This window comes from Litorivivens sp., from assembly GCF_041624475.1.
In the GTDB taxonomy this organism is placed as follows: domain Bacteria; phylum Pseudomonadota; class Gammaproteobacteria; order Pseudomonadales; family Spongiibacteraceae; genus Litorivivens.
This window is the reverse complement of sequence record NZ_JBFJUX010000003.1, coordinates 336,781-360,595: the sequence shown is the minus strand read 5'-3', so window position 1 is coordinate 360,595 and position 23,815 is coordinate 336,781. Positions and strand designations below refer to the sequence as shown.

Genomic DNA, 23,815 nt, shown 5'->3' with positions numbered 1-23,815 from the left:
TATAAGGTAAAAAGAGTTAGTGAGGGGGATATGGGGGCTGAGGCAGTGAATTCAAGCCCCCGAAAAAGGCCGGAGGCAAAAAGGAGCCCGTGGAACAGGCCCCTGTAGCATCGGGCTTACAGTCGGATCTTGTCCATCAGGCGATTAGGCCTGATTTCCAGCTCATCGACCGACACCCCAGGATCCATGCCGAGGCAAAAGGCCACCGCCTCAGCGACGTGGCAGACATCCATCCCAAAATCCATATGCGGCCCACAGCGCTTGTGCCACAAATCGATTCCGGATTTGAGCTTGTCAAAATCCCAGCCCGCGGCAAATTCCGTCGCCGCCGCACCCGGCCGCAGCAGGGTAACGCCGATATCCTTCTCCTGCATCTCCCGCCGCAGATCACGAGTCAAACGCTCGACCGCAGCCTTGCTCGCTGCGTAAAGAGACAGCCCCAACATCTCGTCGTGGTGAAACGCGCTGGCGGAGCTGATATTGACGATACGCGGGTTGGGCGAGCCCTGCAGCAGCGGAATCGCCGCCCGACAGGCATAAATTACACCGGCAATATTAATGTCCAGCTGGGCACGAATATCCTCATCGCTGTACTGTTCAACCAAGCCCGGTTTGGCAACTCCGGCATTGTTAATCAACCCGTCGAGCCGCCCAAAATACTCAGACACCGCCACAATGGCTTTTGTTACAGCATCCGAGTCAGTGACATCGGCCAAAAAAGCATGAGCTTTGTCATCACCCAGCTCAGCGACGGCTTCCGCCAGCTTCGCCTCGTCCCGCGCCAGCAAGCCGACCCTGGCGCCACGACTGACCAGCTCTTTGGCGATGGCCAGACCAAAGCCCCGGGACGCGCCGGTCACCACATAGACGTGGTTTTCGATCGACTGACTCATACTCCAATCGCCACCGTTTTGGTTTCCAGATACTCTTCAAAGCCTTCCGGCCCCATTTCCCGGCCGACGCCACTTTCCTTGTAGCCGCCAAAGGGCGCATCGGGCCCGAGGAAGTTGCCGCCGTTAACGTTCATGGTGCCGGTGCGTACCTTGCGGGCAAAATTCAGGGCGCGCTCTTCGCTGGCGGAATAGACCGCACCCGACAGACCGTAGGGGGAGTCGTTGGCGATACGCAGGGCATCCGCTTCATCCTCATAGGCAATCACCGCCAGTACCGGGCCAAAAATTTCTTCCTGGGCAATGGTCATGCTGTTGTCCACGTCGACGAACACGGTGGGTTCAACATAATAGCCCTTGTCGAGATGGGCCGGACGACCGCCGCCTAGCAGCAGGCGAGCCCCCTCTTCCTTGCCCTTCTCGATATAGGCCAGCACCCGGGCGCGCTGCTTCGCATTGATCAGCGGACCCATCATATCGGCCTCGCTCTCCGGATCACCGTAGCCCAGCATACCGATATAGGATTTCAACAGCTCTTCGGCTTCGGCCTGCTTCGATTTCGGAATCAATAGGCGCGTGGTGATCGCGCAGCCCTGACCCGCGTGGGCGCCAATGGAAAATACGCCGAACAGGGAGCTGGCCAGATCGGCGTCGTCGAGAATCACCATGGCTGACTTGCCACCCAACTCAAGAAAAACTCGCTTCACCGTGTCGGCTGCATTTTTCATGATGTGCTTGCCGACCGCTGTTGAGCCAGTAAAGGACACCACATCGACGCGCGGGTCGGTCGTCAGGAAATTACCGATTTCAGCCGGGTCAGAGGCAGTCAGCACATTAAAGACCCCGGCAGGAAAGCCCGCTTCTTTGGCGTAGCGTCCCAGCAGGCTCGAGGTCCAGGGCGTGTCCGGTGCCGCTTTCAAAACGACGGTGCAACCTGCCGCCAGCGCCGGCATACACTTGGCCAGATTGATCTGGATCGGGAAGTTCCAGGGCGTAATGGCCGCCACCACTCCTGCCGCTTCTTTCCAGACGATGCGTTTGCTTTTTACCCCCATTACCTCGTACTCACCGATCTCCCGCTCCCACTGGAAACGTTCCAAGTAGTCCAGCGGCCAGCTGGCCATGGAAACCGGGCCGTCACATTGGGGCCCGAGAGCAAAACAGCGGGTCGCACCGACTTCGCGCTGGGAGGCTTGGCGCAGTTCCTCGATATTTTCCTGCATCACTTCCACAAAGCGCCGAAGTACTTTTAAACGCAGCCCGTGATTGCTGGCCCAATCGCTTGAATCAAACGCCTGCCGCGCCGCCGCCAAAGCAGCCTCGGCATCGGTGAGGCTGGCATCGGCGGCAACACCGATGACTTCTTCGGTCGCCGGGTTGATATTCTCATAAGTGCGGCCCTGATCGGCGTCAACGAGCTCGCCATTGATGTAGAGGCGCTGCTCACCGTAAGTCGGTTGCGTCATAAAAGAGGATCCTTTTTCGATAGGTAGGCGCCGGGCGCCCGAGTCATATGCTGCTAAATGCTAAGCCTGTCCTTTCAAAAAGGTCTGGCGAATATTCTTTCTAACCGTCTCGGTCGCCGGCAGCTCCAGGTTCAGCTCTCGGCAAAGTGCCAGCGCGTGATCGAGGTCTTTTTCTCCCAGCCCGGCAAAGGGGCCAAAAAACTCGTCCATCTGCTCTTCGGTACAGCCAGCCAACAACCCTTCACGGCCGGTGATAAACTGCTTGGCCGATGGCGTGATAATGCCGTTGACGTCGCCAACTGCGTACAGATCTTCTGGGTTAAGGCCCGCCTTTTTCATCAGTGCGACACCCTCGCTGACAGCGGTAAAGGCGGCATAGGTCATCAGGTTATTGGCCAGTTTCAAGACCACGCCGGAGCCCACTTCGCCGCCATGTACTACGCGTTTCGAAGTACACTCCAGCATCGGCAGGGCTTTTCCCAATGCGGCTTCCTCAGCGCCCACCATAATGCACAGGCTGCCGTCTGCCGCGCCAGAGGCACCACCGGTAATCGGTGCATCGATCACGTGAATATCAAACTCTGCCGCATCCTTGGCCCAGCGAAGCATGTTGGTTCGGGTCACGGTACTGTGAATTGCGATAACGGCACCGGAACGGCCATTGGTTAGCATGCCCTCGTCACCGTAGAGAATGGCATCCACGTCCTTGTCATCGCGAACACAGACACCGATCACGTCGCACTCGGCGGCAAGACTGGCAACGGAATCAGCAGCCTTCGCTCCCAACTCGGCCATTTCAGCCACGGGCTCTGCAACTACATCAAACACCGTTACCTGAATGCCCTTCTCGGCCCCGTTTTTTATCAGCACGGAGCACATGGGCTTGCCAATATTGCCCAGACCGATATATCCCACTTGAGTCATTCTGATTTACCTTATCGTTGTTGTGCGCTGGAACTCCCGGACACGCTAGCATACAAAAGCAATTTTAGTAAATATCCATTTTAATATATGGTCAATACCTGTTACCTTAATACGCAGAATCAGCCAGCCACTCCACACGCGGATAATAAAGACATGAAAGCAGACTATAGCGGTGATTACCGCCCGGATTTCAAGCTGACCGATCTGGACCACTCGACCCTTGCCTGGTACGGACGCGAAGTCATGCTGGCCAACCATATTCACGATCGGGCCATCATGCCGCAACTGGCCATGACCTACGGCATGAGCGCCCAGACCCAGGCAGCCTGTGACGAGTGGATGGGCTCAAGCCCAATCTACAATTACCGCAACCGCACGCTGCTCAATATCGGTGGCGATAATGTGGAAACCATTCTCAAGGCCTTTCAGTTCGACATTGGCGCGCCCCACACCTTCCTGCAGTTTCACTTTGCCCTGCAGTCACCCGAAAAAGGGCAGTTCTGGCTGCCCTACTGCGGCGCTTATAACCACGTACGTCGCCTGACCAATGCGGACCCGAAATCCGAAACCCAGATCTGCCACCACATGGAAGATCCGACCTTCGATGCCACAGTCATGGCCGTAAACCAGCGTGCCCGCTGCCGCCCGATATTCCGCCCGCCCCACGGTGAAGTACCAGCAGAGGGCCCCTGCCGCTGGGAGGTCTTTCTCGGGGACGATCTGATTCTGGTGGAAGACTGTGAGGTACTGCCGCAGGTAAAACAATCACGCGCCGCCAGTTTTGAATTTGCCCCCATCGACTCTGCCGACGATGGCATGATGGATTACAGCGGTCCGCTGAAACCCGACTTTAGGCTGGAAGATCTGGCGCATCCGGTACTGGCCCGGCAGTGCAAGGAGTTTTCGCTGGACGTTCACCTGCTGCAGCGAGCCTGCTATACCTCCATCATGCGCGATCACGGCGAGGAAGCGGCCTGGAGCATGACTGCTGAACAATGGCGCGCCATGGCACCTGTCTATATTCACCGCTTGCGCCGCGTGATGGGCATTGCCGGCGATGATATGGAGGCGATCCTGAAACTACTGCAGGTCGATCCCTACCTGCCGCAGGAGTATGTAAAATTCGGCACCGCTAAACTCAGTGACAGCCACGGCCGTTTCTGGATTGAAGACTGTGAAGCTCTGGAAGATGAAGCGCTGGGCGTGCTGGGCTTACTGATCAAGCGTCCGGATATCGGCCTGTCGGCCCCGGTCGCCGCGGTGAATGGCAAGGCTGTTTGTCAGCCCCTGGCAGACTGCCCGGAAGCCGATGGTAAAGCCGTGCTGGCCTGGGATATTCTGATTGATGAAGCCAACCAGCCCCCTGCACCGTCCGATTACACGGCGCTGGTGGCCGGCGAGGATTTGTGGGACCACGATGCGAGTATTCACAGCTACCAATACCGCTAAACAGCGATGATTTGCCGGGCGGTTCGCGCCCGGCCGATTGATTAGCGCTGCTGCATCAGAGCGTCGATAAAGTCGTTGGTGAAAACCCGCAGTGGATCAAATTTATCCAGACATCTGATCGCCGCGTTCCACCCTGAACTTTGGGGCCGACCATCGCAGTGCCCTTTGGGAATTACACGCGACAGATAATCCGTATCCGTCCACGCGGCCTCGGGCCGGTAGGCCCAACCTTTAGACCACTCCGGCCTGACCATGGCCTCGTCACCCTTGAAGCGGCTGTGCAGCCACTGCTCCATTTCGGCATTGAAGGCGTGTGACATATCGGTACCGACGAAGCTCAGGCAATCGAACCACACCGCCACGTCCCATTCCGGGTGCTGCTCGACCGGGCGAATGGCCGACAGCATCGGCGCCTCAGCCGAAATACCATCGACCTCATCGGGCTGATCGAGACCGGTGACCCGAATCTCCACTGGCATATTGATGGGATATTCGCCCATCGCCTCGTAGGCCGCCACCATGTCTTTAAATTTTTCGGCAAAGTCATGAATCACGCGCTGCACATTACTGCGCCGTGTGAGCACCGCATAGCCGCTGGCTTCAATACGCAGCGTAGACGGCTTGATATAGAGCAGCGTGTTCTTTGACTCACCCCAAATATCACCCGATTGCGTTGCGGCCAGACCGGCGGTGGTGACGTTGTACATCATCTGTCCAAACAATGGCGTCGACGCTTTGTTGTCACGTGTCAGGGAACGCGCCATTTCTTCAATTTCATCGGGCATATTGTCCGAGAAGGGGTAGTTATAGGGTTCGGTCACTTCACGTGAAAACAGTGGTTTTTGCGGGGCCACACTCCACACTTTCAGCCAGGGCTTGTCGGTAAAAGGAAACCAGATGACTTCCATGCGCCCGGCCTTATCAAGGTAGTGCGCAACCGTGCGGCCATTAGATTCCGGCGGCCCCAGCAGCTCGTCCACGTGAATATCAGTGAAGCTCTGGCAGCGCAGCTTTTGATTTTCACCAAGCTGGAAGACAGCCTCCACCACCAGCACCCGGCCGAGGTTGGTGATCACCGCAGCCGCATCGCGGTCGCGTCGATCGATGGTTTGCAGAGTATAGGCGTTGGCCTTTTTGTCCCAGGCCACAACGGTGACTTCCAGCACAAGATTCGACAGACTGCCATAGCTGTGACCCGGCGCACGCTGCTCGCCAACAGCTGGGACCGCCGTACCGTGAGCATCCACTGCCAGCACACCGCCAACAGTGACATCCCCCGGTGCAGGCACGGCCGTCATCCCCAGGTTGTGGGCTTCGACAAAGCCCAGCAGATCTTCCATATACACGCCCGCCTGGGCCCGCACAGCCGGCAGCGCCCAGCCATAATCCATGCTGATATTGGCCAGGTAGTCGACCGTATTCAGCAGAATCACCTGAGTCTGACAGTCCATATCGGGAGTTACGTGAATGGGCGACCAGTTATGCATTGCGCCACGTGGGCGTACCTGCCAGCCCTGCGCCGCGGCCCAGTTCACAAGATCAACACACTCCTGCGCTGAACGCGGTGCGCAGGTCCAGAGGGAATCGATAACGATGCCCTTGGACCAGTTCTCAAAACCCTGTTTGAACACATTCAGATGCGCAGGCAGGTTCGGTGGCGGCACACAGTCGCTCGCCTCAGCGATTCCCACGCGAAAGGCCGGAACCCAGGCGGCAGCAGAAACAATTGCGGAACTTTTCAGAAAACGGCGGCGAGACAGCTCAGGCTTTGCCTGAGGAGAGTTATCAGAAGACATACTTCCCCTTACAACTATTTTTGTTATTGGTGGTACATTTTTATAGTTCTAAAAAAATAATAGGTTTGTCCGCAAAAAGCGACAGAAAATTTACGCAGCTTTTCAAAACAGTGCTGTAATCGGCAAATTGATCGCGACACGGTAAGTGGTGTCGCGGAGGTACTGGCTAAGCCCGGCGGCTGGCAGGCATGCCCTGGAAACCGGTTAAGTAGCAGCTATTAAGCCGCAGCCTTCCCTGCGCATAGGTGGGTGGGTTTGGTAGGAGTACGGCCTCGGTATGCTCGGGCAAAGCCGGCAGGAGGCCGCAGTGATGGCATCTAATCGTTGGTGCGAAACAGATTGAGAATACTCGAGAAATCCTTCTGTCCGTTTCCAGCCAGACCGTGGGCCGTATAGAGGCTACGGGCCAGAGAACCCAGCGGCACCGAGCTTTTACTGGAAATACTGTTTTCCATCGCAAGCCCCAGGTCCTTGATCATCAAGTCCACCATAAAGCCCGGCTGGTAACCCTTACTCGCAGCGGAGTTCTCCTGCACGCCTGGATAGGGATTGTAGACCTCCAGCGACCAGTTGCGCCCGGAGCTAGCCAGCATGATCTCGGACAGCACTTTCGGATCGAGGCCATTGTTGGCACCCAGCTGCAGAGCCTCGCTTGTGCCAATCATATGGATCGCCAGCAGCATGTTGTTGCACATTTTGGCAACCTGCCCCGCGCCATGATCGCCCGCGTGAAAAATATTCTTGCCCATGCCCGCCAGGATCGCTCGGGCGCGTTCAAAATCGTCAGTCTTGCCACCGCACATAAAGCTCAGCGTTCCCGCCTGCGCTGCAGCAACACCGCCAGAGACTGGCGCATCCATCACGCCAATTCCCAACTCTGTACCAGCTGCTGCCAATTCGCGGGCACTTTCTGCATCAATGGTGGAGCAATCCAGAACCAGTGCGCCTTTGGGCAAAGATTTAAGAATGCCGTTAGTCTCGTCCAGATAAACTGACAACACATGCTGGCCGGCGGGCAGCATGGAAATAACGGCGTCGACACCCTCGATCGCGGCCCGTGCCGACGAGGCAGTATTAACGCCTTCAGCTTTAACCGCCGCCAGCGCCTTATCTGAAAGATCAAAGGCTGTGACGCTATGGCCAGCCTTGGCGAGATTGATCGCCATCGGGCCACCCATATTTCCCAGACCGATAAATGCAACTGTGCTCATGTCAGGCCCTCTTCAGTTCGGCGATATCCGCCAGCGGATTTTGCGGCCACGGCGGTGTGAAAAATTGCTCAATCAGCTCTGCCGGGACTTCCTCAACTGAGGGATAGATCCACCTGGGGTTTTTGTCCTTATCGATCAGCAAGGCGCGCACGCCTTCGGCAAATTCTGGGTGACGTACGACGGTAGTCGACAGCATTAACTCGAACTGGAAAACCTCTTCAAGTGACAGGGCTTCGCCGCGCTTGAGCTGCTGCCAGATATTGTGCGCGGTGATGGGCGAGCCGTGGGCCAGACTGGCCTTGGCTTTCTCCAGCCACTTGTCATCAGACTCAATAGCGAGAATATTGTTAACCACCGTTTCCAGATCGCTGGCACTGCACACCCGATCGATCAGCTCTCGGTGCTCGGCAATCGCACTGACCAGCTCACTGCCATCTTCCTGCGTCGCCCTGGCAGCAGTGTGTGATTTCAGCGTTTCTGTTAGCAGATTCTTGTTAGCGGCATCATCAGCTTTCCAGTCCAGCCCTTTGACGAGGTCAAAAATCTCCGCTTTGCGGGCCCGCAGGGCAAAGTAACGCGCCATGCCAGCATAAAGCGTATCCGCGGCATTGATGGAGGCTGCAGTCAGTGCCACAAACAAACCGGTTTTGCCCGGCATGCGATTCAGAAACCAGGTGCCCCCCACATCCGGGTAGAGGGCAATGGTGATTTCCGGCATGGCAATGCGGGTTTTCTCGGTAACAATCGCATGGCTGCAGCCCATAAACAGACCCAGGCCGCCGCCCATAACAATGCCGTCGCCCCAACACACCACCGGCTTGGGATAAATATGAAGCAGGTAATCGAGGCGATATTCGCGCTCGAAAAAAGTTTCCGCCTCCACACAGGGGCCGCCAGGGGTTTTGGTCGCCGAACGATAAAGTTCCTGAACGTCGCCGCCAGCACAGAAGGCCTTCTCGCCAGTACCCTGCAGCCAGACCGCGGCAATGCGATCGTCGTGCTGCCAGTCCTGTAACTGGGCCAGCATCAAATCAACCATTGGCAGGGTCAGAGAGTTAAGGGTTTTCTCGACGCTGAGGGTTATCACACCAATAGCTTTGCCGTTGGCGGCGTCCACTTCCTCAAAAATAACGGGGCCGGGCTCAGGCATTTTTCCACTCCGGTTCACGTTTATCGAGAAAGGCCTGCACCCCTTCCACCTGATCCTGGGTATCGAACAAATCGACAAACAACTCGCGTTCCAGCGGCAATTGCGGGTTCATGGCGCGCTCTCGAGCGCCGCGAATCAGCTTCTTGCAAGCCGCAACACTGGACGGGCTCTGCTTGGCGACCTGATGCGCCAGCTCCACTGCACGCTTGAGCGATTCGCCTTTGGGAACCACTTCCTGGGCCAAGCCGATTTTCTCAGCAGTCGCCGCGTTGATTCGCTCGTTGCAAAGAATCATCTTCGCTGCCCAGGCCTCGCCCACCAGCCAGCTCAGACGCTGAGTGCCGCCAGCACAGGGCAGCAGTCCGACGCGCGCTTCCGGCAAGGCCATCTGCGCCTGCTCTTCCACAATACGAATATCGCAGGCCAGTGCGAACTCCAGGCCGCCGCCCATGGCATAACCGTTCACCGCCGCAATCGCCACCCCTCGAAAATCCGCAAGGGCTTCAAAGGCTTCGCCAAAGGCATCGGCCATTTTGCGGGCATTGTCCTTGTCCCCATCGGCGAACATTTTCAGGTCTGCCCCGGCAGAGAAAAATTTCTCGCCTTCGCCGGTCACTACCAGTGCGTAGATGTCTTTGTCTTTATTCAAACCATCGACAATCGTCTTCAGCCCGGGCAGGCTGTCGCCATCCCAGGTGTTCGCAGCCGGGTTGTCGATGGTAATGATCGCAACGTGGCCGTCGCGCTCCAGTTTAAGTTTCGGTGTCGGGCTTTTTGTCATCTGAGCATCTCCGTCATACCTTCCATCAGAATGCGGCGCGACAAAATCACGCGCATGATCTCGTTGGTGCCTTCCAGAATCTGGTGCACCCGGCTGTCGCGCAGAAAACGCTCCACCGGGTACTCCCGAATGTAACCGTAACCGCCGTGCAATTGCAGGGCCTGATTGCACACCTCAAATCCAACATCGGTGGCAAAGCGTTTGGCCATGGCACAGTAAGCGGTTTTTTCCGAGTGATTGCTGTCGAGTTTGAAAGCAGCCATACGCACCATCTGCCGGGCAGCCACAAGCTCGGTAAGCATATCCGCCAGCTTGAACTGGGTGTTCTGAAACTCGGCAATGCGCTGACCGAACTGTTCACGCTCAGACACATGACTCAAGGCAAACTGCAAACAGGCCTGGGCGGCACCAATCGAGCAGGTCGCGATATTGATTCGCCCCCCGTCCAGCCCTTCCATGGCAATGGCAAAACCCTGCCCCTCTTCGCCCAGACGATTGGCCACAGGCACTGCAACCTCATCAAAGCTGATGGCGCGAGTGGGCTGGCTGTTCCAACCCATTTTCTCTTCTTTTTTGCCATAACTGATACCCGGCGCGTCAGCGGGAATGGCAAAGGCACTGATGCCTTTGGGGCCCTCAGTACCGGTGCGGGCCATTACCACCAGCACATCAGAATCCCCGGCACCGGAGATAAAGGCTTTGCTGCCGGTCAGCCGGTACATCTCGCCGTCGCGCACTGCGCGGGTTTTCAGGTTGCCGGCGTCGGAACCCGCATTCGGTTCCGTTAGGCAGTAGGAAGCAAGCAACTCACCGGTGGTCAGCTCGGGGCAGAAAGTCCTTCGCACCTGTTCGCTGCCGTAGCGCGCCACCATATTCAGCGCCATATTGTGGATGCTGATATAAGCCGCCGTAGAGGGGCAGGCCGCCGCCAGCTCTTCCAGAATAATGGCGGAATCGAGACGAGACAGATCAATGCCTCCCTCGGATTGTGGCGTGTACAGCCCCATAAAGCCCAGCTCGCCCGCCTGACGCAGCACGTCTTTGGGAAAAATCTGCTTTGCGTCCCATTCCGCAGCCTTGGGCGCCATGACATCCTGCGCGAACTGGCGCGCCGTTTCCTGAAAGGCGCGCTGGTCTTCATTCAGTTCGAAATCCATGGAGCCCTCCGCTATTTAAGCGCGATGGTCATATTCGGCTGGTCACCCGCCGCCTCATCCACTGGCCAGCGGGCAGTAATGGTTTTGGTTTCCGTGTAGAAGCGTACCGCCTGCTTGCCATAAGCGTGCAGGTCACCCATAAAGGAAGCCTTCCAGCCAGTGAAAGAGAAGAATGGCAGCGGCACCGGAATCGGAATATTTATACCCACCTGCCCGACTTCAATTTCGTGCTGGTAGCGACGGGCCGCCGCACCTGATTTGGTAAAGATGGAGGTGCCATTGCCAAAGGGGCAGGCATTGATCAGCTCGATCGCCTCACCCAGTGTTTTAACGTGCATGCACACCAGCACCGGACCAAAGATCTCTTCCCTGTAAATCGTCATATCGGTGGTTACATCGGTAAAAATAGTTGGCCCCACCCAGTTACCGTCAGGGTAACCCTCGACCGTGCAGTCTCGCCCGTCCAGCAAGCAGGTGGCGCCCTCTTCGATGCCCTTGCCGATATAGGCTTTTACACGCTCGGTAGCGGCCTTACTGACCAGCGGTCCGTAGCCGGCACTCGCATCATTCCAGTTGCCGGGCTGAACTTTGGCAAGCTTCTCTTTGAGTTCATCGACCCACTGAATGCTGTCGCCGACGAACACCGCCACACTGATCGCCATGCAACGCTGGCCTGCCGCACCGACTGAGGCGCCTACCAGGTTGTTTACCACAGTATTTTTATCCGCATCGGGCATCACCACCATGTGGTTTTTGGCGCCGGCAAAACACTGTACCCGCTTCAGATGGTGAGTGCCGGTGCGATAGATATGCTCGCCAACCGGAACCGAGCCCACAAACGAGATGGCCTTGGTAATGTGATGCGTCAGCAGGTGATCCACCTGGTCCTTGCCTCCGTGCACCATCTGCACAACGCCATCAGGGCAGCCCGCCTCTTTGAACAGCTCAAGCAGGCGCACAGCGGTCAGCGGTACCTGTTCTGAAGGTTTGAGCACAAAGGTATTGCCACAGGCCACCGCCAACGGAAACATCCACAGCGGAATCATCGCCGGAAAGTTAAAGGGGGTAATACCCACACAGACACCCAGCGACTGCACATTGCTATAGGTGTCCACACCGTTGGCAACATTCTCAACGGTTTCGCCCATCAACAGCGATGGCACATTGCAGGCGTGCTCCACTACTTCAATACCGCGCCACACGTCACCCTTGGCGTCTTCAAAGGTCTTACCGTTGTCTTCAGCAAGAATTTCAGCCAGCTCGTCGTGGTGTTCTTTCAGCAAAGCCTGATAACGCAGCATCAACCGGGCCCGCTCCGGGACCGGGACGTTGCGCCAGGTTTTAAAGGCATCTGCGGCGCCTTGAATGGCCTGTTCAACCTCATCCGATGTCGCGAAGGGCACTTCGGCGAGCACGCCCTGAGTGGCGGGGTTGATGACTGGCAGGGTCTGAGCCGATTTGCTGTCGACAAACTGGCCATTGAGGAAAAGGGGTACACGCTTGCTCATTGCATCACCTGTGATGGGTTGATTGGTCAATGATTGCGACTCTAGCAAGCGTAGTTTCCCAATGATATTGACGAAGTTTTGAATTACATGGACTATATTGCGGAACAATTAAGGATAGAATTCCATGAGCCAGCCCTCGCATTGGCCACTGCCCGAAGACGGTATTCGTTTCGTCACCCCCGGCTTTCTGCTGGAGGCCCTGCAGAATAGCCCGCTGGCGCGCGACTGCTACCCCTCAGCGCTTGGCTACTACCCCGCCGCGCAAGGACACGGCATGGGTCGCGAGAAACATGACGATAACCTGCTGATATTCTGCGTTGACGGCGAAGGCCGGCTTGAAACCCGTCAGCACAGCCAGGCGATCACCGCCGGCGATCTGCTGCTCATTCCCGCCAATACGCCACACTACTATGAAGCCAGCCGGGAAGTCCCCTGGACCATCTACTGGTGTCATTTCAGCGGTCAACAGGCGGGCGATTATGTCCGGCTCATAAGCGGCGCCAGCCGGAAGCTGGTACTCCCCATCAGCAATCGCCTGAAACTGATCAGGGATTTTCAGAGCCTTTTGAGTGTCCGTGAAACCGGCTACCGGGAGCTGCCCTTTATTCACGCTGCCAACCAGCTCAAACAGATGCTCAGTTATATTGCCTTGCAAAACCGCTCTACCCGGCACAATACTCAGACCGGTTTTAACCTTCAGGATATCGAGGATGTAATGCGCGCCAACCTCGACAAGTCGCTGTCACTGGAAGAGCTCGCAGCGGAATGCCAGCTCTCAAAATACCATTTTTCGGCCAAATACAAAGACGCTACCGGCTACTCGCCGATCAAGCACTTCCTGCATATGAAGATAGAAGCAGCCTGCCAGCTGCTGGACAGCACCGATCTGCGAATCAGCGCGGTCAGCGCCGCGGTGGGTTACGATGACCCCCTGTATTTTTCACGCCTGTTCAGAAAGATTACCGGCACATCGCCTAAAGACTACCGAGCCTCGCATAAAAAGTAGCGCGCTCGCTCTAACAGCTCACCATGATCTTTACTTGTTGAGGAAAACTGTTGCACTAACGACCAAATGATCCGACGCTGACAGGCAACATCGGACTACTAGACAACCCTATATTTTAGCTAGTTTCGGCATTTTTTTACCGCTCGACCTGTCACCTTGGACAAATCGCCGGCCCCTCATGTTCAATTGAGCTGACGCATCGAAACTCGTGTTTGGCACACGGAATCTATGCAACTTCACTCAACCCGGAGGTCGACATGGACTCTCAAACATACGCTCAACAAAAGCCCAATCAGAAACAAGGTGATGCCTACAGCGAAGTAAGCTACGACACACTCAAACAGGATATTCATCAATTACGCGATGATTTTTCTAAACTTACGCAATCCTTGTTAGACAAGCAGCGCGGACAGGTCGACCGACTGCGAGAAGAGTTTTCCAGTAGCGGTCGACGTGCAGTCGATAGTGCCAAGTCTGTCAGCGATAAGGCTATCAAGAGCACACAGCATCAAATTCAGGAACGCCCACTCACTACAGTACTGGCAATTTTTCTGGCAGGATTCTTCCTCGGAAAACTGCTCGACCGATCTCCCGCGGAATAAACAATGCACCAACTAGCAGCACGCCTTCTGGCAGCAATCGTTGCATTACTGCTGACGTTGATCGTCATCGCGTCGCTGGTCGCATTTTCTATCGGCTACCTGTTCGACAGTCTGGTTGTGGTAATGCAGCCGATTGTCGGCCACGCCAGTGCACTCGGTGTCGCAGGGCTGTCAGGCATGCTGCTATTAGTTCTGATCGGCTTCCTGCTGAGAAAAAGTCTACTTTCGCCGGTCAAATTTACGCTCCAAAAGCAAAAAGGGCACGCCAGCCAACTGGATGAGTCTCGCGCACTCATTCAGAAATACCCTCTGGAAGCCGCGACGCTGGCTTTTATCGGCGGAATCGCTGCCGAGCACCCTGAAACCCGAGAACTGATGAAGTCCACCGTCCGAAGCTGGCTTGATCAAGGTGGCACCACCTAGCCTCGCGGTGCTCACTGACGCGTATACACCGTTACACCGCCGATCAGGGTTTGCTCAACCTTGATGTCACGCAAGGTTTTGCCATGGCTCAGCGGGTCTTTATCCAAAACCACCAGATCGGCGAGTTTACCGGGTGTGATGGAACCAATTTCGTGGTCGCGAAATATCTGCCAGGCCGCATCTATGGTTATCGCCCGCAGGGCCTGCTCGACCCCCACTCGCTGATGCGGGCCGATCACCTTGCCGCCACTGGTTTGACGATTGACCACTGACCAGGCTGCCAGCAGCGGATCCATCGGCACCACCGGCGTATCGAGATGGGTACTGAAGCGAAGCCCCTGTTTGACGGCAGACTGGGCAGGACTCATGTTCGCCGCACGCTCCGGTCCCATAAAAATGTCTCGGTGCCGATCGCCCCAGTAATAGGTGTGAGCGGAAAAAAACGTCGGCGTCATTCCCAGTGCTTTCATACGCGCCAGCTGATCATCCCGCGCCATTTGCGCGTGCACTACAATCAGCCTGGGGTCCGCGCGGAAGTGCGCTTTCTGGGCCTGGGAAAAGGCGTGAATAATATCGTCTATTGAGGCATCCCCATTGCCGTGAATGGCGAGTTGAAAACCGGCTTTGTGAAAGCGTTTTACAATACGCGTCAGCTCCTTGCGAGGAATGGTGGGATAGCCGCGATACGTCTCATCGCCGTGATAGGGTGTGTGATACGGTGCCGACAGGTAGCCGGTGAAACCCTGAATGCTGCCATCGGCAGTAATTTTAACTGGGCCGAGATGCAACTTAGAAGACTCGAAATCGGCCGCCTTTTTCTCCCCTTTAAGAAGCTCCTGCCCCAGGCTGTCGTAAAAAGGCCACAACTCAAGGCGCAAGGGCGTCAGCTTCAGTTTCTGCGCCAGCCAAAGGCCTTGCAGCATCTGGCTGTCCAAGCCACCTGACTGGGCCACTGTCACGCCTTTTGCTACATAATCCGCCGAGGCCTGTTTGATCATCTTCAAAAATTGCATCACCGACAGGTCCATCGACATTTCCAGCACCGGAATGCGCGCCTCTTCTTCCAGCAAGCCTGTCAGCTCGCCGGTTTCCGGGTCTTTAACGATGACTCCCCCTTCCGGATTCGGTGTGGTTTCATCTATCCCCGCCAGTGCCAGGGCTTGACTGTTAGCCACCAGCATATGCCCCGAGGTATGCCAAATGGCGATGGGGTGATCACTGGAGACGTCGTCCAGCTCCCGTCGCGTCGGATGCCGTTTTTCTGCGAGCAGCGTGTCATCGTAGCCGTAACCGAAAACCCAATCGCCTTCGGAAGTCGAGGCCGCACGCGCGCGAAGCCTGTCCAGCAATTGCTCTATTGAGGTGACCTGCCCGATGGGCGGGCTGTTCAGATCCAATCCAAAAACGGACAAACCCGAGGCGGGAAAATGGCCGTGCGCATCGATAAAGCCAGGCATCAGAGTCTTGCCCTGCAGATCGTGCACCACCGTAGTGTCGCGGATGTATGAACTGATCTCTGCCCGACTGCCGACAGCAACAATACGCTCGCCATGAACAGCCACAGCCTCAGCCCGGGGCCTCTTAGCGTCCATGGTGATCACATTGGCATTCAGGAAGACCTGACTTGCAGGCGCTTGCTCCGCCAGCAGCCAAAGATAGGCGGCAAGACCAGTAGCCACTGCGATCGCCAGCACAACAATAAGGACTCTTTTCATCAGATACTCCACAAGGCTTTTTTGAGCGACCTCAATCACCGCAGCCACCTTCGCACGAAGTTGGCGAGCTGCGCTAAAACAAACATCGGGCCAGTGTGCGGCAATAGCGACTTATAATTCCACCCTCCAAACGGCGGATAAGATCGGAGCTCCCGAGCCAAAGGGAGCGGATCTCCCACAGGCCCAAGTAAAATGATTCTGTCATTTTTCACAAACGCATGTTGTTGGAAATGGCGAGACGCCTGACAAACAGGCTTATAAGTGGCGCGATGCCCTACTATTGTGTGCCCATGTCACCGGAACCCTTTCTGATAAACGTACATATTTACTGTACGCACTTAAGCCATAACTCTATGGTTCGGACTACATTTTTCGAAACGGGAAAAGGATGCTCGACATGACAATGAAATTTGCCAAAGCATTTTCACTGATTGCCATCATGCTGTTATCACTCACCGCTTGTGATCGCGACGAAGGCGGCATGGAAGAGATGGGCGAAAAAATGGATGAGGCAGCAACCGATTTTGGCAATGCTGTCGAAGATGGCTGTGAAAACATGAAGGAAGGGGCAAATGCGGACGATCCTGACTGCTAATACTTTGCTCCAATAATTACTGTTTTAAGGCACCTTACCTGCCGCGGGTAAGGTGCCTTTCTTTTATTTGGTTTGAACGTGTTAGGCACTGACAACACTAGAAGGTTTTGCTCAACTTCCAGTAAAAGTCGACCTCCAGGTCTTCCAAAGCCGTCTCACTAATGTTTCGCTCGGATACTGGCGCCGCCGCAACGAAGGCCATATTCAAGCCCCAGCCAAGATTCCCGTCAAAGCTGACCCCGGCATCCGTCAGGCTTCGCGCTTCACCGAAATCGCCATCAACATTTTCAAACTGCGCCTGACCATACTCGACGAAAATCGCCGGTGTAAGATCCAGTCCAAAAACGTCGACGCTATCTCGCTCAAACTTCACTCTCGCATAGGTTCCCGTATCGCCAATCAACGTACCGGGCAAATAGGCGCTGAGCGTTGACATTCCGCCGAGCACAAACTGCTTCTGCTGCGGCAATTGCTTTCCATCAGAAAGTTGCGAAAGAACATCGAGGTTCAATGACCACTTGTCAAAGCCAATTTTGAAACCCAGCTTTGGCCGATACAACAGGTACTCGGCAGTACGCTTGCCGGCTGAAACACTGTCTGCGGCGTCGTCGATGGAAAAAGTGCCGCCATCACTGCTTAAACCCTTTTCAACGAAACCCTGCACACTCCAGCGTATCGGCTTGCCGAACCATTTTGAGTGACGAAAGTATTTCAGTCCAAGCTCAGCCCCACCGTGAGCTTCTTCCTGCAGCACTCTCCCATCGTCCAGCTCAATATCGGATTCGACGTAGTCGAGCCGCTGACTGACCGTAAATCGCTGGCGCGGGGTGGCATACAGAACCTGTTCGCCCGTCAGCGCAGCAGATTGTGTATCGCCTTCAACAACGACGGTTTCCGTCGAAGGTGGTACATCGGCGCACAGGCCAAATACTGTGCACAGTATCGAATTGTCTTCTCCAGCACTAACCACCAAACCGTCACGTTCGTACTGGGCATAACTCAATTCCAAGCCGTAGAGACCAAAGCGGGTGGGTTTGTCGAGACTGAGTTTCAGGCCATCGTAATTGCGCCCCCCATTAGTCTCGCCCCACTCCGTCAGAGCGGATTCATAGTCAACATTCAGTTCGGAGCCATTCCAGAATTGATGAGTTACGTTCGCACCAGCAAAATAACGTCCGACGAAGCGATTGCCCTGATTGCCGAGTGACAGGCCCCACTCGGTGGCATCATAGCCGTCCTGTTCAGACTGCTTGAACACCAGCGTCATGGCATCAGGCTCACTGCCCGCTTTGTAACTGACCGTATAATCGTGTCCGCTGCGGCTCGCCTGAAGGTCCGCCAGCACCCGACGACGCTCAAACTCGGCGACCGTAAGATCGCTGTCGCCGACCAGAGGCCGAAAGTGCGAGATTAACGCTGCATCACCCTCTACCCCTGCCAGCTCACCATTAACGATATGCGCGTAAATAACGTTTTCACGCTGCGCGTAGTAAACCGTGACCAGCAAATGGCCACTTTGGTAATAGGCCTGGTTAATCGCCCGAATCGCCTGAGAGGGCGTTTTCGCGGCGCCGACAAGCTGACGAATCTCCTCTTCTGTCAAATGCCGGTTGCCGGTGACCCGAAGGGTGAACCCACCTATTTCGGCATTGATCGTCTCAGCGCCGCGGCTGGCGTGCGCTTCTATCTTTTCAGCGCTGGACAACTGTGGAGGAATGATCGGCGGCAGATCAATTGCCATAGAGAAATCCCTTATGCAGAAATAAATTAATTGGTTTGCTCGCTGCGCCTGGCCTCGGCAAGATCACTGACAACACGCATATCAACACGCCGGTTTCGAGCGCGGCCCGCAGCAAAATCTTCACCGTCGGCAAGTGTATTGGCGGCAACCGGCTGACTTTCACCATAGCCTTTAAAACGCAACCGGTAAGGCGCTATACCTCGGTTAACTAGATAGTCGTACACCGCTTTGGCGCGGGCTTCCGACACCTTTCGGTTCGTTTCAGGATCACCTCGCGAATCCGAGTGACCGCCAATTTCCACAACAACGTTAAACTGTTGTCGCAACACCGCAACCACGCGATCTAGAATCTCAAAAGATTCGGGTCGAAGGGAAGTGCCATTAAAGTCGAAAAATACCCCTACCAGTTCCAGCGGCGCGTCACGGCTTAGGTGACAGCCGCTGGGAAGCACGACCGCCTTGGGCGGTGTATTGTCACAATAATCCTGAGGATTGCAGACACCGTCCTTGTCATCATCGGGACAGGCCTCATAACTCAACGGCCTATCCCTGTCGTACGCGGCAAGTTTTTCTTCCGGTTGCGGCGCAGTGGATTCAAACGCCAGCGAAGAGTTGCTGCTCCCCAGGCCAGCGAGATCGTCCGCCGGAATACTGGTCATATCAATGACTGAACCCTCACCAACGTTTACCGTGCGACCCGTTGGCATACCCATTCCACCCGAAATTGGCGATCCGCTGCCGTCGAGCAATGTTGGCAAACTCTGCGCATGAACCGCAGCAGCTAACAGTCCCCCAAAAAAAGAAAGTCCAAGCCCTACTCCCCTCAAGATCAATATCCTTGCTCGTCTGCGGTTAATGAATTATCCCTGGAACAAAATGTTAGCACTCACAGAAGCTTACAAGAACCAATGATCGCAAAAGCTCTCGGATAATGTTAAAAATTGCGACAGAGGCAAACAAAAAAAGCCCCCGCATAGCGAGGGCAAAACAATCTCAGGCAAAGTCCTGGAGGGGTATCAGGGAATCGGCAGGGTCGGCACGTCCGCCGACAACACACCAGTCACCGTGCCCACCAAGTCAACCGGCAGCGCGGGCAGCGAAGGCAAACCGCCACCAGCCGGAATCAAGCCCGTCACGGTACCCACCGGATCAACCGGCAGGCCGGGCAGCGAAGGCACACCGCCACCAGTCGGAATCAGACCCGTCACGGTACCCACCGGATCAACCGGCAATGCCGGCAGTGAAGGCACACCGCCACCAGCCGGAATCAGACCCGTTACGGTACCCACCGCATCAACCGGCAGGCCGGGCAGCGAAGGCACACCGCCACCAGTCGGAATCAGACCCGTCACGGTACCCACCGGATCAACCGGCAGGCCGGGCAGCGAAGGCACACCGCCGCCACCAGACGAAATCAAACCCACCAGCGTACCCACCGGGTCAACCGGCAAAGTGGGAATCGGGTTGGCTCCGGTTGGCAGCAGATCGTCCAGAATTTCTGCCGGATCACCTGGCAAGCCAGGCAGCGGACCATCATCAAGACTGGGCACCATGCTGATAAGGTCAGCGACCGGAATTCCCGTTCCCCGCTGCAGATCGCCTACCAGTCGGGGTGCACCGGTCAGGGGGTTGGAATCGGGTGATATGGCAAAACGGCTCCCAGCAAGATTAACATCCACCAGGCCCGAGTCTCCGGCAATCCCAATACCTAAAACGTCGCCCACGCCAGGCACGCTTACGATAGCGCCAACCAAGGGCTGCGCGCTCGCCGCACCCGCGACGGCAAGGGAAGCTGCAATCGCACTGTTGAGCAGTCGCTTCTTTAATTTTTTCATCAGACCTCTCCTAAATTACTTGCCCTCGCCCAAAACCACTATTTGACACAGTGAACCCATAAGCATCTGCGAGGGGTTTTCATTAAAGACCTGATTTCAAGTTGTTAATGTGTGATTAATCACAATACGTGCTTACCCGGATCCCAAGGTTGGATTATGTGACATAGCGCAACCATAAAACCCATAAAATCACCCATAAAACCCTTTCTTTTACTTTATTTTCAACAACTTGATTAGTTATGCCCATATGTACAGCTTTGGTTGCTGGTTAGTAACCCATTTCTGCGAGCGACGTCCCAGGAAACTGTGTATTAGGTAGAAAACGGGGCTGATAAATCGATATACACCACAAGCCGAGATCTGAACGCAGAAACACTACGTTACACTTTAACAATTTTTAAAACCGGCGACATGGGAAAACCACCTTGCGGCGCGGCTAGCGCGTGGTAACTTAGCGCCGGATTTTTCACTTACCCGCCGATAAGTGGCATGTTGAAAAGGTACATTGAATGAAGGGTGTTTTGCTGGATCAGGGAAGTCTGCACTGCGACGATCTGGACCTTGAGAGTTTGCAAGGCCAGTTTGCCCAATGGGAAAGCTTCGAACTGACCGCCCCCGAACACCTACTTGCGCGTCTGCACAATGCCGACATAGCCCTGACCAACAAAACGCCGCTGCGCAGAGAAACCCTGGCACAGCTGCCGCAGCTCAAGCTCATTCTTGTGCTCGCGACCGGCACCAACAATATCGATCTCGATGCTGCCGCAGAACACGGCATTGCGGTGTGTAATAACGTCGGCTATTCAACCCAGTCGCTGGTCGAACACACACTGGCTTTGATGCTTGCCCTGGCGCGGCAACTGCCCACCTATATGGATAAGGTCAAACAGGGAGATTGGCAGCGCGCCAATCAGTTCTGCCTGCTCGACCCGCCTATTTCAATCCTGCACGGCAAACAGCTGGGCATTATCGGCGCCGGGGCTTCAGGCCGCGGCCTTGCCGCAGTGGCCAGAGCGCTGGGTATGCGGACTGTCGCCCTCCAGTCGCTCAGTGGAAGCAAGCCTGCGGAAGACCCCACCCTGCCCCGCTTGCCACTGAGGCCCCTGCTGACCGAGAGCGATGTGGTTTCTGTGCATTGCCCCCTGACTGATCACACCCGCGACCTGCTGGATGCCTCCGCGTTGGCACTGATGAAAACCGATGCGCTACTGATAAACACGGCACGCGGCGGCATAGTCAATGAAACAGCGCTGGCTGAGGCACTTAATAATGAAAGACTGGGCGGTGCTGCAGTCGATGTACTAACTAACGAACCGCCAACCACCGGCAATCCCTTGCTAAGAGTGAGGCATCCCAATTTCATCGTTACACCTCACAATGCCTGGGGCAGTCGTGAGTCCCGTCAGGCTCTGATCGATCAGAGCACTGAAATTGTGCGCCGCTTTCAACAGGGCAAATTGATGAACTGCGTCAACAACCCGCGTTAACTCTATTTAAGCGGGACAACGATGCCGATTTCGCCGCCATCCAGATTTTCGATGCGTTTTTCGGCGGTGGGCTCCTCGATCATATAGATCTTGCCTTTCAGGCGAACGCCAGGGTTGTCACTGCGTGATTTGAAGTAATTCGGCGTATTGTCCTTTTCCGAGAACAGATGATCGGAACCCTCGCTGGAATCCTTCAGCGGAAGCGCCAGGTTCAGCGAGACCGGCGTCGGTTCCTCTTGTTTCTGCCCACCGTTTACTGCCCTCCCCACTTCGGATTCTGAAGGGCTCGCCGCTACTGAAGCCGGCGGAGTGGTGGCTGTGGTGACATCGGTGACACTGGTCACGTCAACACCGGGAGACTCCGGCGGCTGTGGCGGGCGACTGCAGCCGGAAACGACCAACGTGAGCAGCGCGATTGATACAACAAACCTCATGCAACCTCCACGCGGGAACCTGATAGGCGAGGTAAAAAAATACCTGGTCCCCCTGTAACTATCTATTGGTATACGCCTGACCGTCCCTCCATGCAAGCTGACCATCCTGCGGTAGATACAGACTAAACCAACTCTGCTTTCAGCTTGCTAGACCTTGGACTGCACTATTAAATATTCGTTCATCTACCCTAACAAACGAGGACTGAGAATGGGACGACTTAGCGGCAAAGTTGCCATCATTACTGGAGCTGCCCGGGGCATGGGCGAAACGACCGCCCGCCTCTTTGCCCGCGAAGGAGCAATCGTAATCATTGGTGATGTGCTTGACCAGGAAGGCCAGGCGGTGGCTGACAGCCTCGGTGAGAACGGCCACTACGTACATCTCGATGTTCGCGAAGAAAGCCACTGGCAACAAGCGGTGCAACTGGCGACATCACTGGGGAGCTATCAAGTGCTGGTCAACAACGCTGCCATTCTTTACGCCGCAGCCATCACCGAGGCAAGTCCGGAGGACTACATGCGGGTCATCAGCATCAATCAGCTTGGCCCCTATATCGGCATGCGCGAATCCTTTGCTGCCATGAAGGCTGCCGGCGGTGGCTCCATTATCAATATTTCGTCCATTGACGGGCTGCAATCCAAAAACGGCCTCAGCGCTTACTCCTCCAGCAAGTGGGCGCTGCGAGGCCTGAGCAAGTCGGCAGCACTGGAATTCGGCCCGCACAATATCCGGGTCAACACCGTTCACCCCGGCGGCGTTTTTACCGCCATGCACTCGGCGGGGAACAAAACCGAACCGACGGCAGAAGACAATGCCTTCTACGCCCACCACCCGCTGCCGCGAGTCGGGCTGCCTGTGGAAATCGCCAATATGTCCCTGTATCTGGCGTCCGATGAAAGCAGTTACTCGACGGGGGCAGAGTTTATTGTGGATGGTGGCTGGAGTGCGGGTTTGCGCCTCGACATGCTGCCGACTGCCGATTAATGCGCAGCCAAGGGGCATATAAATGCCCCTTGGCTGCAGACAACCCGCTATAACACGTCGTCTTCACCGATGTAATCGATGCGCGGATAGGACACCCATTTAAAGGTGTGTTCGTGACCACAGATCATGCATTTATGGGGGGTGAAGCCGGTTTTGGTATCGGTGTCGCCACAGCGCTCCACCATCCCGTGTTTGCACTTGTCACACACATAATTGACCTCAATGGCCTGCACCTTGCGTTTAACTTCAGTCACCGGCGTGATCCTCACTCTCGGGTTGTCGGCTGCGATTGTCAGGCTGCTCACGCCGCTCGCGCATCGCCTGCTCCGCCTTGCGCAACTCGCTCTCCAGCACTTCAAGCATGGTGTTCCAACCGGTGACCAGCGCCTCGCTGGCATCGTCAACAATCGCGTTCAGGTCATTGGCCTGCAGTTCATCCAGCGCAGACCTCAACTCGCGATTCTCTGCCCGGGTGGCTTCAAGCTCCGCCCGAACCTGCGCCAACTCGCTGGCCACATTCTGCTGAAAGGCACGATTGGTCTGATAAAAATAGACCTGCACGACGACTAGCGCGACAATAACCACACACAATACGGGTACCAACCAACGGTTCATAGTCAACGCAACCTGTCTGCCCAAAATTGTAATTAGCGTACAAGC

Annotated in this window: 23 protein-coding genes; 7 read left to right on the top strand and 16 right to left on the bottom strand. The window is 55.8% G+C overall.

The window, feature by feature from the left end:
- Nucleotides 1–116: 116 nt before the first annotated feature.
- The 3 genes from ABY734_RS06365 to ABY734_RS06355 are packed head-to-tail and all read right to left on the bottom strand — an operon-like array spanning nucleotide 117 to nucleotide 3,280.
- A complete protein-coding gene (locus ABY734_RS06365; protein ID WP_372778165.1) occupies nucleotides 117–893 on the bottom strand; it encodes an SDR family oxidoreductase in 777 nt (258 codons plus the stop codon).
- A complete protein-coding gene (locus ABY734_RS06360) occupies nucleotides 890–2,356 on the bottom strand; it encodes an aldehyde dehydrogenase family protein (protein ID WP_372778164.1) in 1,467 nt (488 codons plus the stop codon). Before ABY734_RS06360 ends, ABY734_RS06365 begins: the two co-directional genes overlap by 4 nt.
- A 60-nt stretch (nucleotides 2,357–2,416) precedes the next feature.
- Complete coding sequence (locus ABY734_RS06355; protein ID WP_372778163.1) at nucleotides 2,417–3,280, bottom strand: NAD(P)-dependent oxidoreductase; 864 nt, start codon at nucleotides 3,278–3,280, stop codon at nucleotides 2,417–2,419.
- Between the two features lie 153 nt (nucleotides 3,281–3,433).
- On the opposite strand from ABY734_RS06355, the gene ABY734_RS06350 reads away from it, so the two are divergent.
- Complete coding sequence (locus ABY734_RS06350; RefSeq protein ID WP_372778162.1) at nucleotides 3,434–4,729, top strand: hypothetical protein; 1,296 nt, start codon at nucleotides 3,434–3,436, stop codon at nucleotides 4,727–4,729.
- 41 nt (nucleotides 4,730–4,770) lie between these two features.
- On the opposite strand, the gene ABY734_RS06345 is transcribed toward ABY734_RS06350, so the two are convergent.
- The 6 genes from ABY734_RS06345 to ABY734_RS06320 all read right to left on the bottom strand — a co-directional run bounded on the left by ABY734_RS06345 (nucleotide 4,771) and on the right by ABY734_RS06320 (nucleotide 12,332).
- Nucleotides 4,771–6,525, bottom strand: coding sequence for a cholesterol oxidase substrate-binding domain-containing protein (locus ABY734_RS06345; protein WP_372778161.1), 1,755 nt, complete (start codon nucleotides 6,523–6,525; stop codon nucleotides 4,771–4,773).
- Between the two features lie 317 nt (nucleotides 6,526–6,842).
- Nucleotides 6,843–7,736 carry a 3-hydroxyisobutyrate dehydrogenase gene (gene mmsB, locus ABY734_RS06340; protein ID WP_372778160.1) on the bottom strand — a complete coding sequence of 298 codons (894 nt, stop codon included), beginning with the start codon at nucleotides 7,734–7,736 and terminating at the stop codon, nucleotides 6,843–6,845.
- A gap of 1 nt (nucleotide 7,737) precedes the next feature.
- A complete protein-coding gene (locus ABY734_RS06335; RefSeq protein ID WP_372778159.1) occupies nucleotides 7,738–8,886 on the bottom strand; it encodes an enoyl-CoA hydratase/isomerase family protein in 1,149 nt (382 codons plus the stop codon).
- Nucleotides 8,879–9,667, bottom strand: a complete 789-nt coding sequence (locus tag ABY734_RS06330; RefSeq protein ID WP_372778158.1) for an enoyl-CoA hydratase — start codon at nucleotides 9,665–9,667, stop codon at nucleotides 8,879–8,881. Before ABY734_RS06330 ends, ABY734_RS06335 begins: the two co-directional genes overlap by 8 nt.
- Nucleotides 9,664–10,824 (bottom strand): acyl-CoA dehydrogenase family protein, encoded by a 1,161-nt coding sequence (locus ABY734_RS06325; protein ID WP_372778157.1) that lies wholly within the window; start codon nucleotides 10,822–10,824, stop codon nucleotides 9,664–9,666. Before ABY734_RS06325 ends, ABY734_RS06330 begins: the two co-directional genes overlap by 4 nt.
- A gap of 11 nt (nucleotides 10,825–10,835) precedes the next feature.
- Nucleotides 10,836–12,332, bottom strand: coding sequence for a CoA-acylating methylmalonate-semialdehyde dehydrogenase (locus tag ABY734_RS06320; RefSeq protein ID WP_372778156.1), 1,497 nt, complete (start codon nucleotides 12,330–12,332; stop codon nucleotides 10,836–10,838).
- 124 nt (nucleotides 12,333–12,456) lie between these two features.
- Between ABY734_RS06320 and ABY734_RS06315 the strand changes: the two genes are divergently transcribed.
- The 3 genes from ABY734_RS06315 (at nucleotide 12,457) to ABY734_RS06305 (ending at nucleotide 14,363) form a co-directional block, all read left to right on the top strand.
- Nucleotides 12,457–13,338 (top strand): AraC family transcriptional regulator, encoded by an 882-nt coding sequence (locus ABY734_RS06315; RefSeq protein ID WP_372778155.1) that lies wholly within the window; start codon nucleotides 12,457–12,459, stop codon nucleotides 13,336–13,338.
- 257 nt (nucleotides 13,339–13,595) lie between these two features.
- Nucleotides 13,596–13,940, top strand: a complete 345-nt coding sequence (locus ABY734_RS06310) for a YqjD family protein (protein ID WP_372778154.1) — start codon at nucleotides 13,596–13,598, stop codon at nucleotides 13,938–13,940.
- Between the two features lie 3 nt (nucleotides 13,941–13,943).
- Nucleotides 13,944–14,363, top strand: coding sequence for a hypothetical protein (locus ABY734_RS06305; protein WP_372778153.1), 420 nt, complete (start codon nucleotides 13,944–13,946; stop codon nucleotides 14,361–14,363).
- A gap of 11 nt (nucleotides 14,364–14,374) precedes the next feature.
- Here the strand turns inward: ABY734_RS06305 and ABY734_RS06300 are convergent, their stop codons facing one another.
- On the bottom strand, nucleotides 14,375–16,078 hold the full coding sequence (locus ABY734_RS06300; protein WP_372778152.1) for an amidohydrolase: 1,704 nt from the start codon (nucleotides 16,076–16,078) through the stop codon (nucleotides 14,375–14,377).
- Nucleotides 16,079–16,475: 397 nt separating this feature from the next.
- Here ABY734_RS06300 and ABY734_RS06295 point away from each other — a divergent pair, with 397 nt between their 5' ends.
- Nucleotides 16,476–16,673 carry a hypothetical protein gene (locus ABY734_RS06295; protein WP_372778151.1) on the top strand — a complete coding sequence of 66 codons (198 nt, stop codon included), beginning with the start codon at nucleotides 16,476–16,478 and terminating at the stop codon, nucleotides 16,671–16,673.
- Between the two features lie 97 nt (nucleotides 16,674–16,770).
- Here the strand turns inward: ABY734_RS06295 and ABY734_RS06290 are convergent, their stop codons facing one another.
- From ABY734_RS06290 to ABY734_RS06280, 3 genes are all read right to left on the bottom strand, one after another.
- A complete protein-coding gene (locus tag ABY734_RS06290; RefSeq protein ID WP_372778150.1) occupies nucleotides 16,771–18,414 on the bottom strand; it encodes a ShlB/FhaC/HecB family hemolysin secretion/activation protein in 1,644 nt (547 codons plus the stop codon).
- Between the two features lie 26 nt (nucleotides 18,415–18,440).
- Complete coding sequence (locus ABY734_RS06285) at nucleotides 18,441–19,121, bottom strand: OmpA family protein (RefSeq protein ID WP_372778149.1); 681 nt, start codon at nucleotides 19,119–19,121, stop codon at nucleotides 18,441–18,443.
- 309 nt (nucleotides 19,122–19,430) lie between these two features.
- Nucleotides 19,431–20,249 (bottom strand): hypothetical protein, encoded by an 819-nt coding sequence (locus ABY734_RS06280; RefSeq protein WP_372778148.1) that lies wholly within the window; start codon nucleotides 20,247–20,249, stop codon nucleotides 19,431–19,433.
- Nucleotides 20,250–20,758: 509 nt separating this feature from the next.
- Between ABY734_RS06280 and ABY734_RS06275 the strand changes: the two genes are divergently transcribed.
- On the top strand, nucleotides 20,759–21,736 hold the full coding sequence (locus tag ABY734_RS06275) for a D-2-hydroxyacid dehydrogenase (RefSeq protein WP_372778147.1): 978 nt from the start codon (nucleotides 20,759–20,761) through the stop codon (nucleotides 21,734–21,736).
- 2 nt (nucleotides 21,737–21,738) lie between these two features.
- Here the strand turns inward: ABY734_RS06275 and ABY734_RS06270 are convergent, their stop codons facing one another.
- Nucleotides 21,739–22,170 carry a hypothetical protein gene (locus tag ABY734_RS06270; RefSeq protein ID WP_372778146.1) on the bottom strand — a complete coding sequence of 144 codons (432 nt, stop codon included), beginning with the start codon at nucleotides 22,168–22,170 and terminating at the stop codon, nucleotides 21,739–21,741.
- A gap of 208 nt (nucleotides 22,171–22,378) precedes the next feature.
- On the opposite strand from ABY734_RS06270, the gene ABY734_RS06265 reads away from it, so the two are divergent.
- Nucleotides 22,379–23,155, top strand: coding sequence for a glucose 1-dehydrogenase (locus tag ABY734_RS06265; RefSeq protein ID WP_372778145.1), 777 nt, complete (start codon nucleotides 22,379–22,381; stop codon nucleotides 23,153–23,155).
- Nucleotides 23,156–23,202: 47 nt separating this feature from the next.
- On the opposite strand, the gene ABY734_RS06260 is transcribed toward ABY734_RS06265, so the two are convergent.
- Together ABY734_RS06260 and ABY734_RS06255 are read right to left on the bottom strand one after the other, a co-directional pair.
- Nucleotides 23,203–23,409 carry a type II citrate synthase gene (locus tag ABY734_RS06260; protein WP_372778144.1) on the bottom strand — a complete coding sequence of 69 codons (207 nt, stop codon included), beginning with the start codon at nucleotides 23,407–23,409 and terminating at the stop codon, nucleotides 23,203–23,205.
- Nucleotides 23,402–23,770, bottom strand: coding sequence for a hypothetical protein (locus ABY734_RS06255; RefSeq protein WP_372778143.1), 369 nt, complete (start codon nucleotides 23,768–23,770; stop codon nucleotides 23,402–23,404). Before ABY734_RS06255 ends, ABY734_RS06260 begins: the two co-directional genes overlap by 8 nt.
- Between the last annotated feature and the right edge of the window lie 45 nt (nucleotides 23,771–23,815).

Excerpts from the sequence above, each read along its gene's own strand:
- ABY734_RS06255 (WP_372778143.1), bottom strand. The coding sequence starts at position 23,770 with ATGAACCGTTGGTTGGTACCCGTATTGTGTGTGGTTATTGTCGCGCTA.
- ABY734_RS06325 (WP_372778157.1), bottom strand. The coding sequence starts at position 10,824 with ATGGATTTCGAACTGAATGAAGACCAGCGCGCCTTTCAGGAAACGGCG.
- ABY734_RS06295 (WP_372778151.1), top strand. The coding sequence starts at position 16,476 with ATGACAATGAAATTTGCCAAAGCATTTTCACTGATTGCCATCATGCTG.
- ABY734_RS06275 (WP_372778147.1), top strand. The coding sequence starts at position 20,759 with ATGAAGGGTGTTTTGCTGGATCAGGGAAGTCTGCACTGCGACGATCTG.
- ABY734_RS06305 (WP_372778153.1), top strand. The coding sequence starts at position 13,944 with ATGCACCAACTAGCAGCACGCCTTCTGGCAGCAATCGTTGCATTACTG.
- ABY734_RS06315 (WP_372778155.1), top strand. The coding sequence starts at position 12,457 with ATGAGCCAGCCCTCGCATTGGCCACTGCCCGAAGACGGTATTCGTTTC.
- ABY734_RS06355 (WP_372778163.1), bottom strand. The coding sequence starts at position 3,280 with ATGACTCAAGTGGGATATATCGGTCTGGGCAATATTGGCAAGCCCATG.
- ABY734_RS06280 (WP_372778148.1), bottom strand. The coding sequence starts at position 20,249 with ATGAAAAAATTAAAGAAGCGACTGCTCAACAGTGCGATTGCAGCTTCC.
- ABY734_RS06345 (WP_372778161.1), bottom strand. The coding sequence starts at position 6,525 with ATGTCTTCTGATAACTCTCCTCAGGCAAAGCCTGAGCTGTCTCGCCGC.
- ABY734_RS06360 (WP_372778164.1), bottom strand. The coding sequence starts at position 2,356 with ATGACGCAACCGACTTACGGTGAGCAGCGCCTCTACATCAATGGCGAG.
- ABY734_RS06335 (WP_372778159.1), bottom strand. The coding sequence starts at position 8,886 with ATGCCTGAGCCCGGCCCCGTTATTTTTGAGGAAGTGGACGCCGCCAAC.
- ABY734_RS06265 (WP_372778145.1), top strand. The coding sequence starts at position 22,379 with ATGGGACGACTTAGCGGCAAAGTTGCCATCATTACTGGAGCTGCCCGG.
- ABY734_RS06290 (WP_372778150.1), bottom strand. The coding sequence starts at position 18,414 with ATGGCAATTGATCTGCCGCCGATCATTCCTCCACAGTTGTCCAGCGCT.
- ABY734_RS06270 (WP_372778146.1), bottom strand. The coding sequence starts at position 22,170 with ATGAGGTTTGTTGTATCAATCGCGCTGCTCACGTTGGTCGTTTCCGGC.
- ABY734_RS06320 (WP_372778156.1), bottom strand. The coding sequence starts at position 12,332 with ATGAGCAAGCGTGTACCCCTTTTCCTCAATGGCCAGTTTGTCGACAGC.
- ABY734_RS06300 (WP_372778152.1), bottom strand. The coding sequence starts at position 16,078 with ATGAAAAGAGTCCTTATTGTTGTGCTGGCGATCGCAGTGGCTACTGGT.
- ABY734_RS06365 (WP_372778165.1), bottom strand. The coding sequence starts at position 893 with ATGAGTCAGTCGATCGAAAACCACGTCTATGTGGTGACCGGCGCGTCC.
- ABY734_RS06330 (WP_372778158.1), bottom strand. The coding sequence starts at position 9,667 with ATGACAAAAAGCCCGACACCGAAACTTAAACTGGAGCGCGACGGCCAC.
- ABY734_RS06310 (WP_372778154.1), top strand. The coding sequence starts at position 13,596 with ATGGACTCTCAAACATACGCTCAACAAAAGCCCAATCAGAAACAAGGT.
- ABY734_RS06285 (WP_372778149.1), bottom strand. The coding sequence starts at position 19,121 with ATGCCAACGGGTCGCACGGTAAACGTTGGTGAGGGTTCAGTCATTGAT.
- ABY734_RS06350 (WP_372778162.1), top strand. The coding sequence starts at position 3,434 with ATGAAAGCAGACTATAGCGGTGATTACCGCCCGGATTTCAAGCTGACC.
- mmsB (WP_372778160.1), bottom strand. The coding sequence starts at position 7,736 with ATGAGCACAGTTGCATTTATCGGTCTGGGAAATATGGGTGGCCCGATG.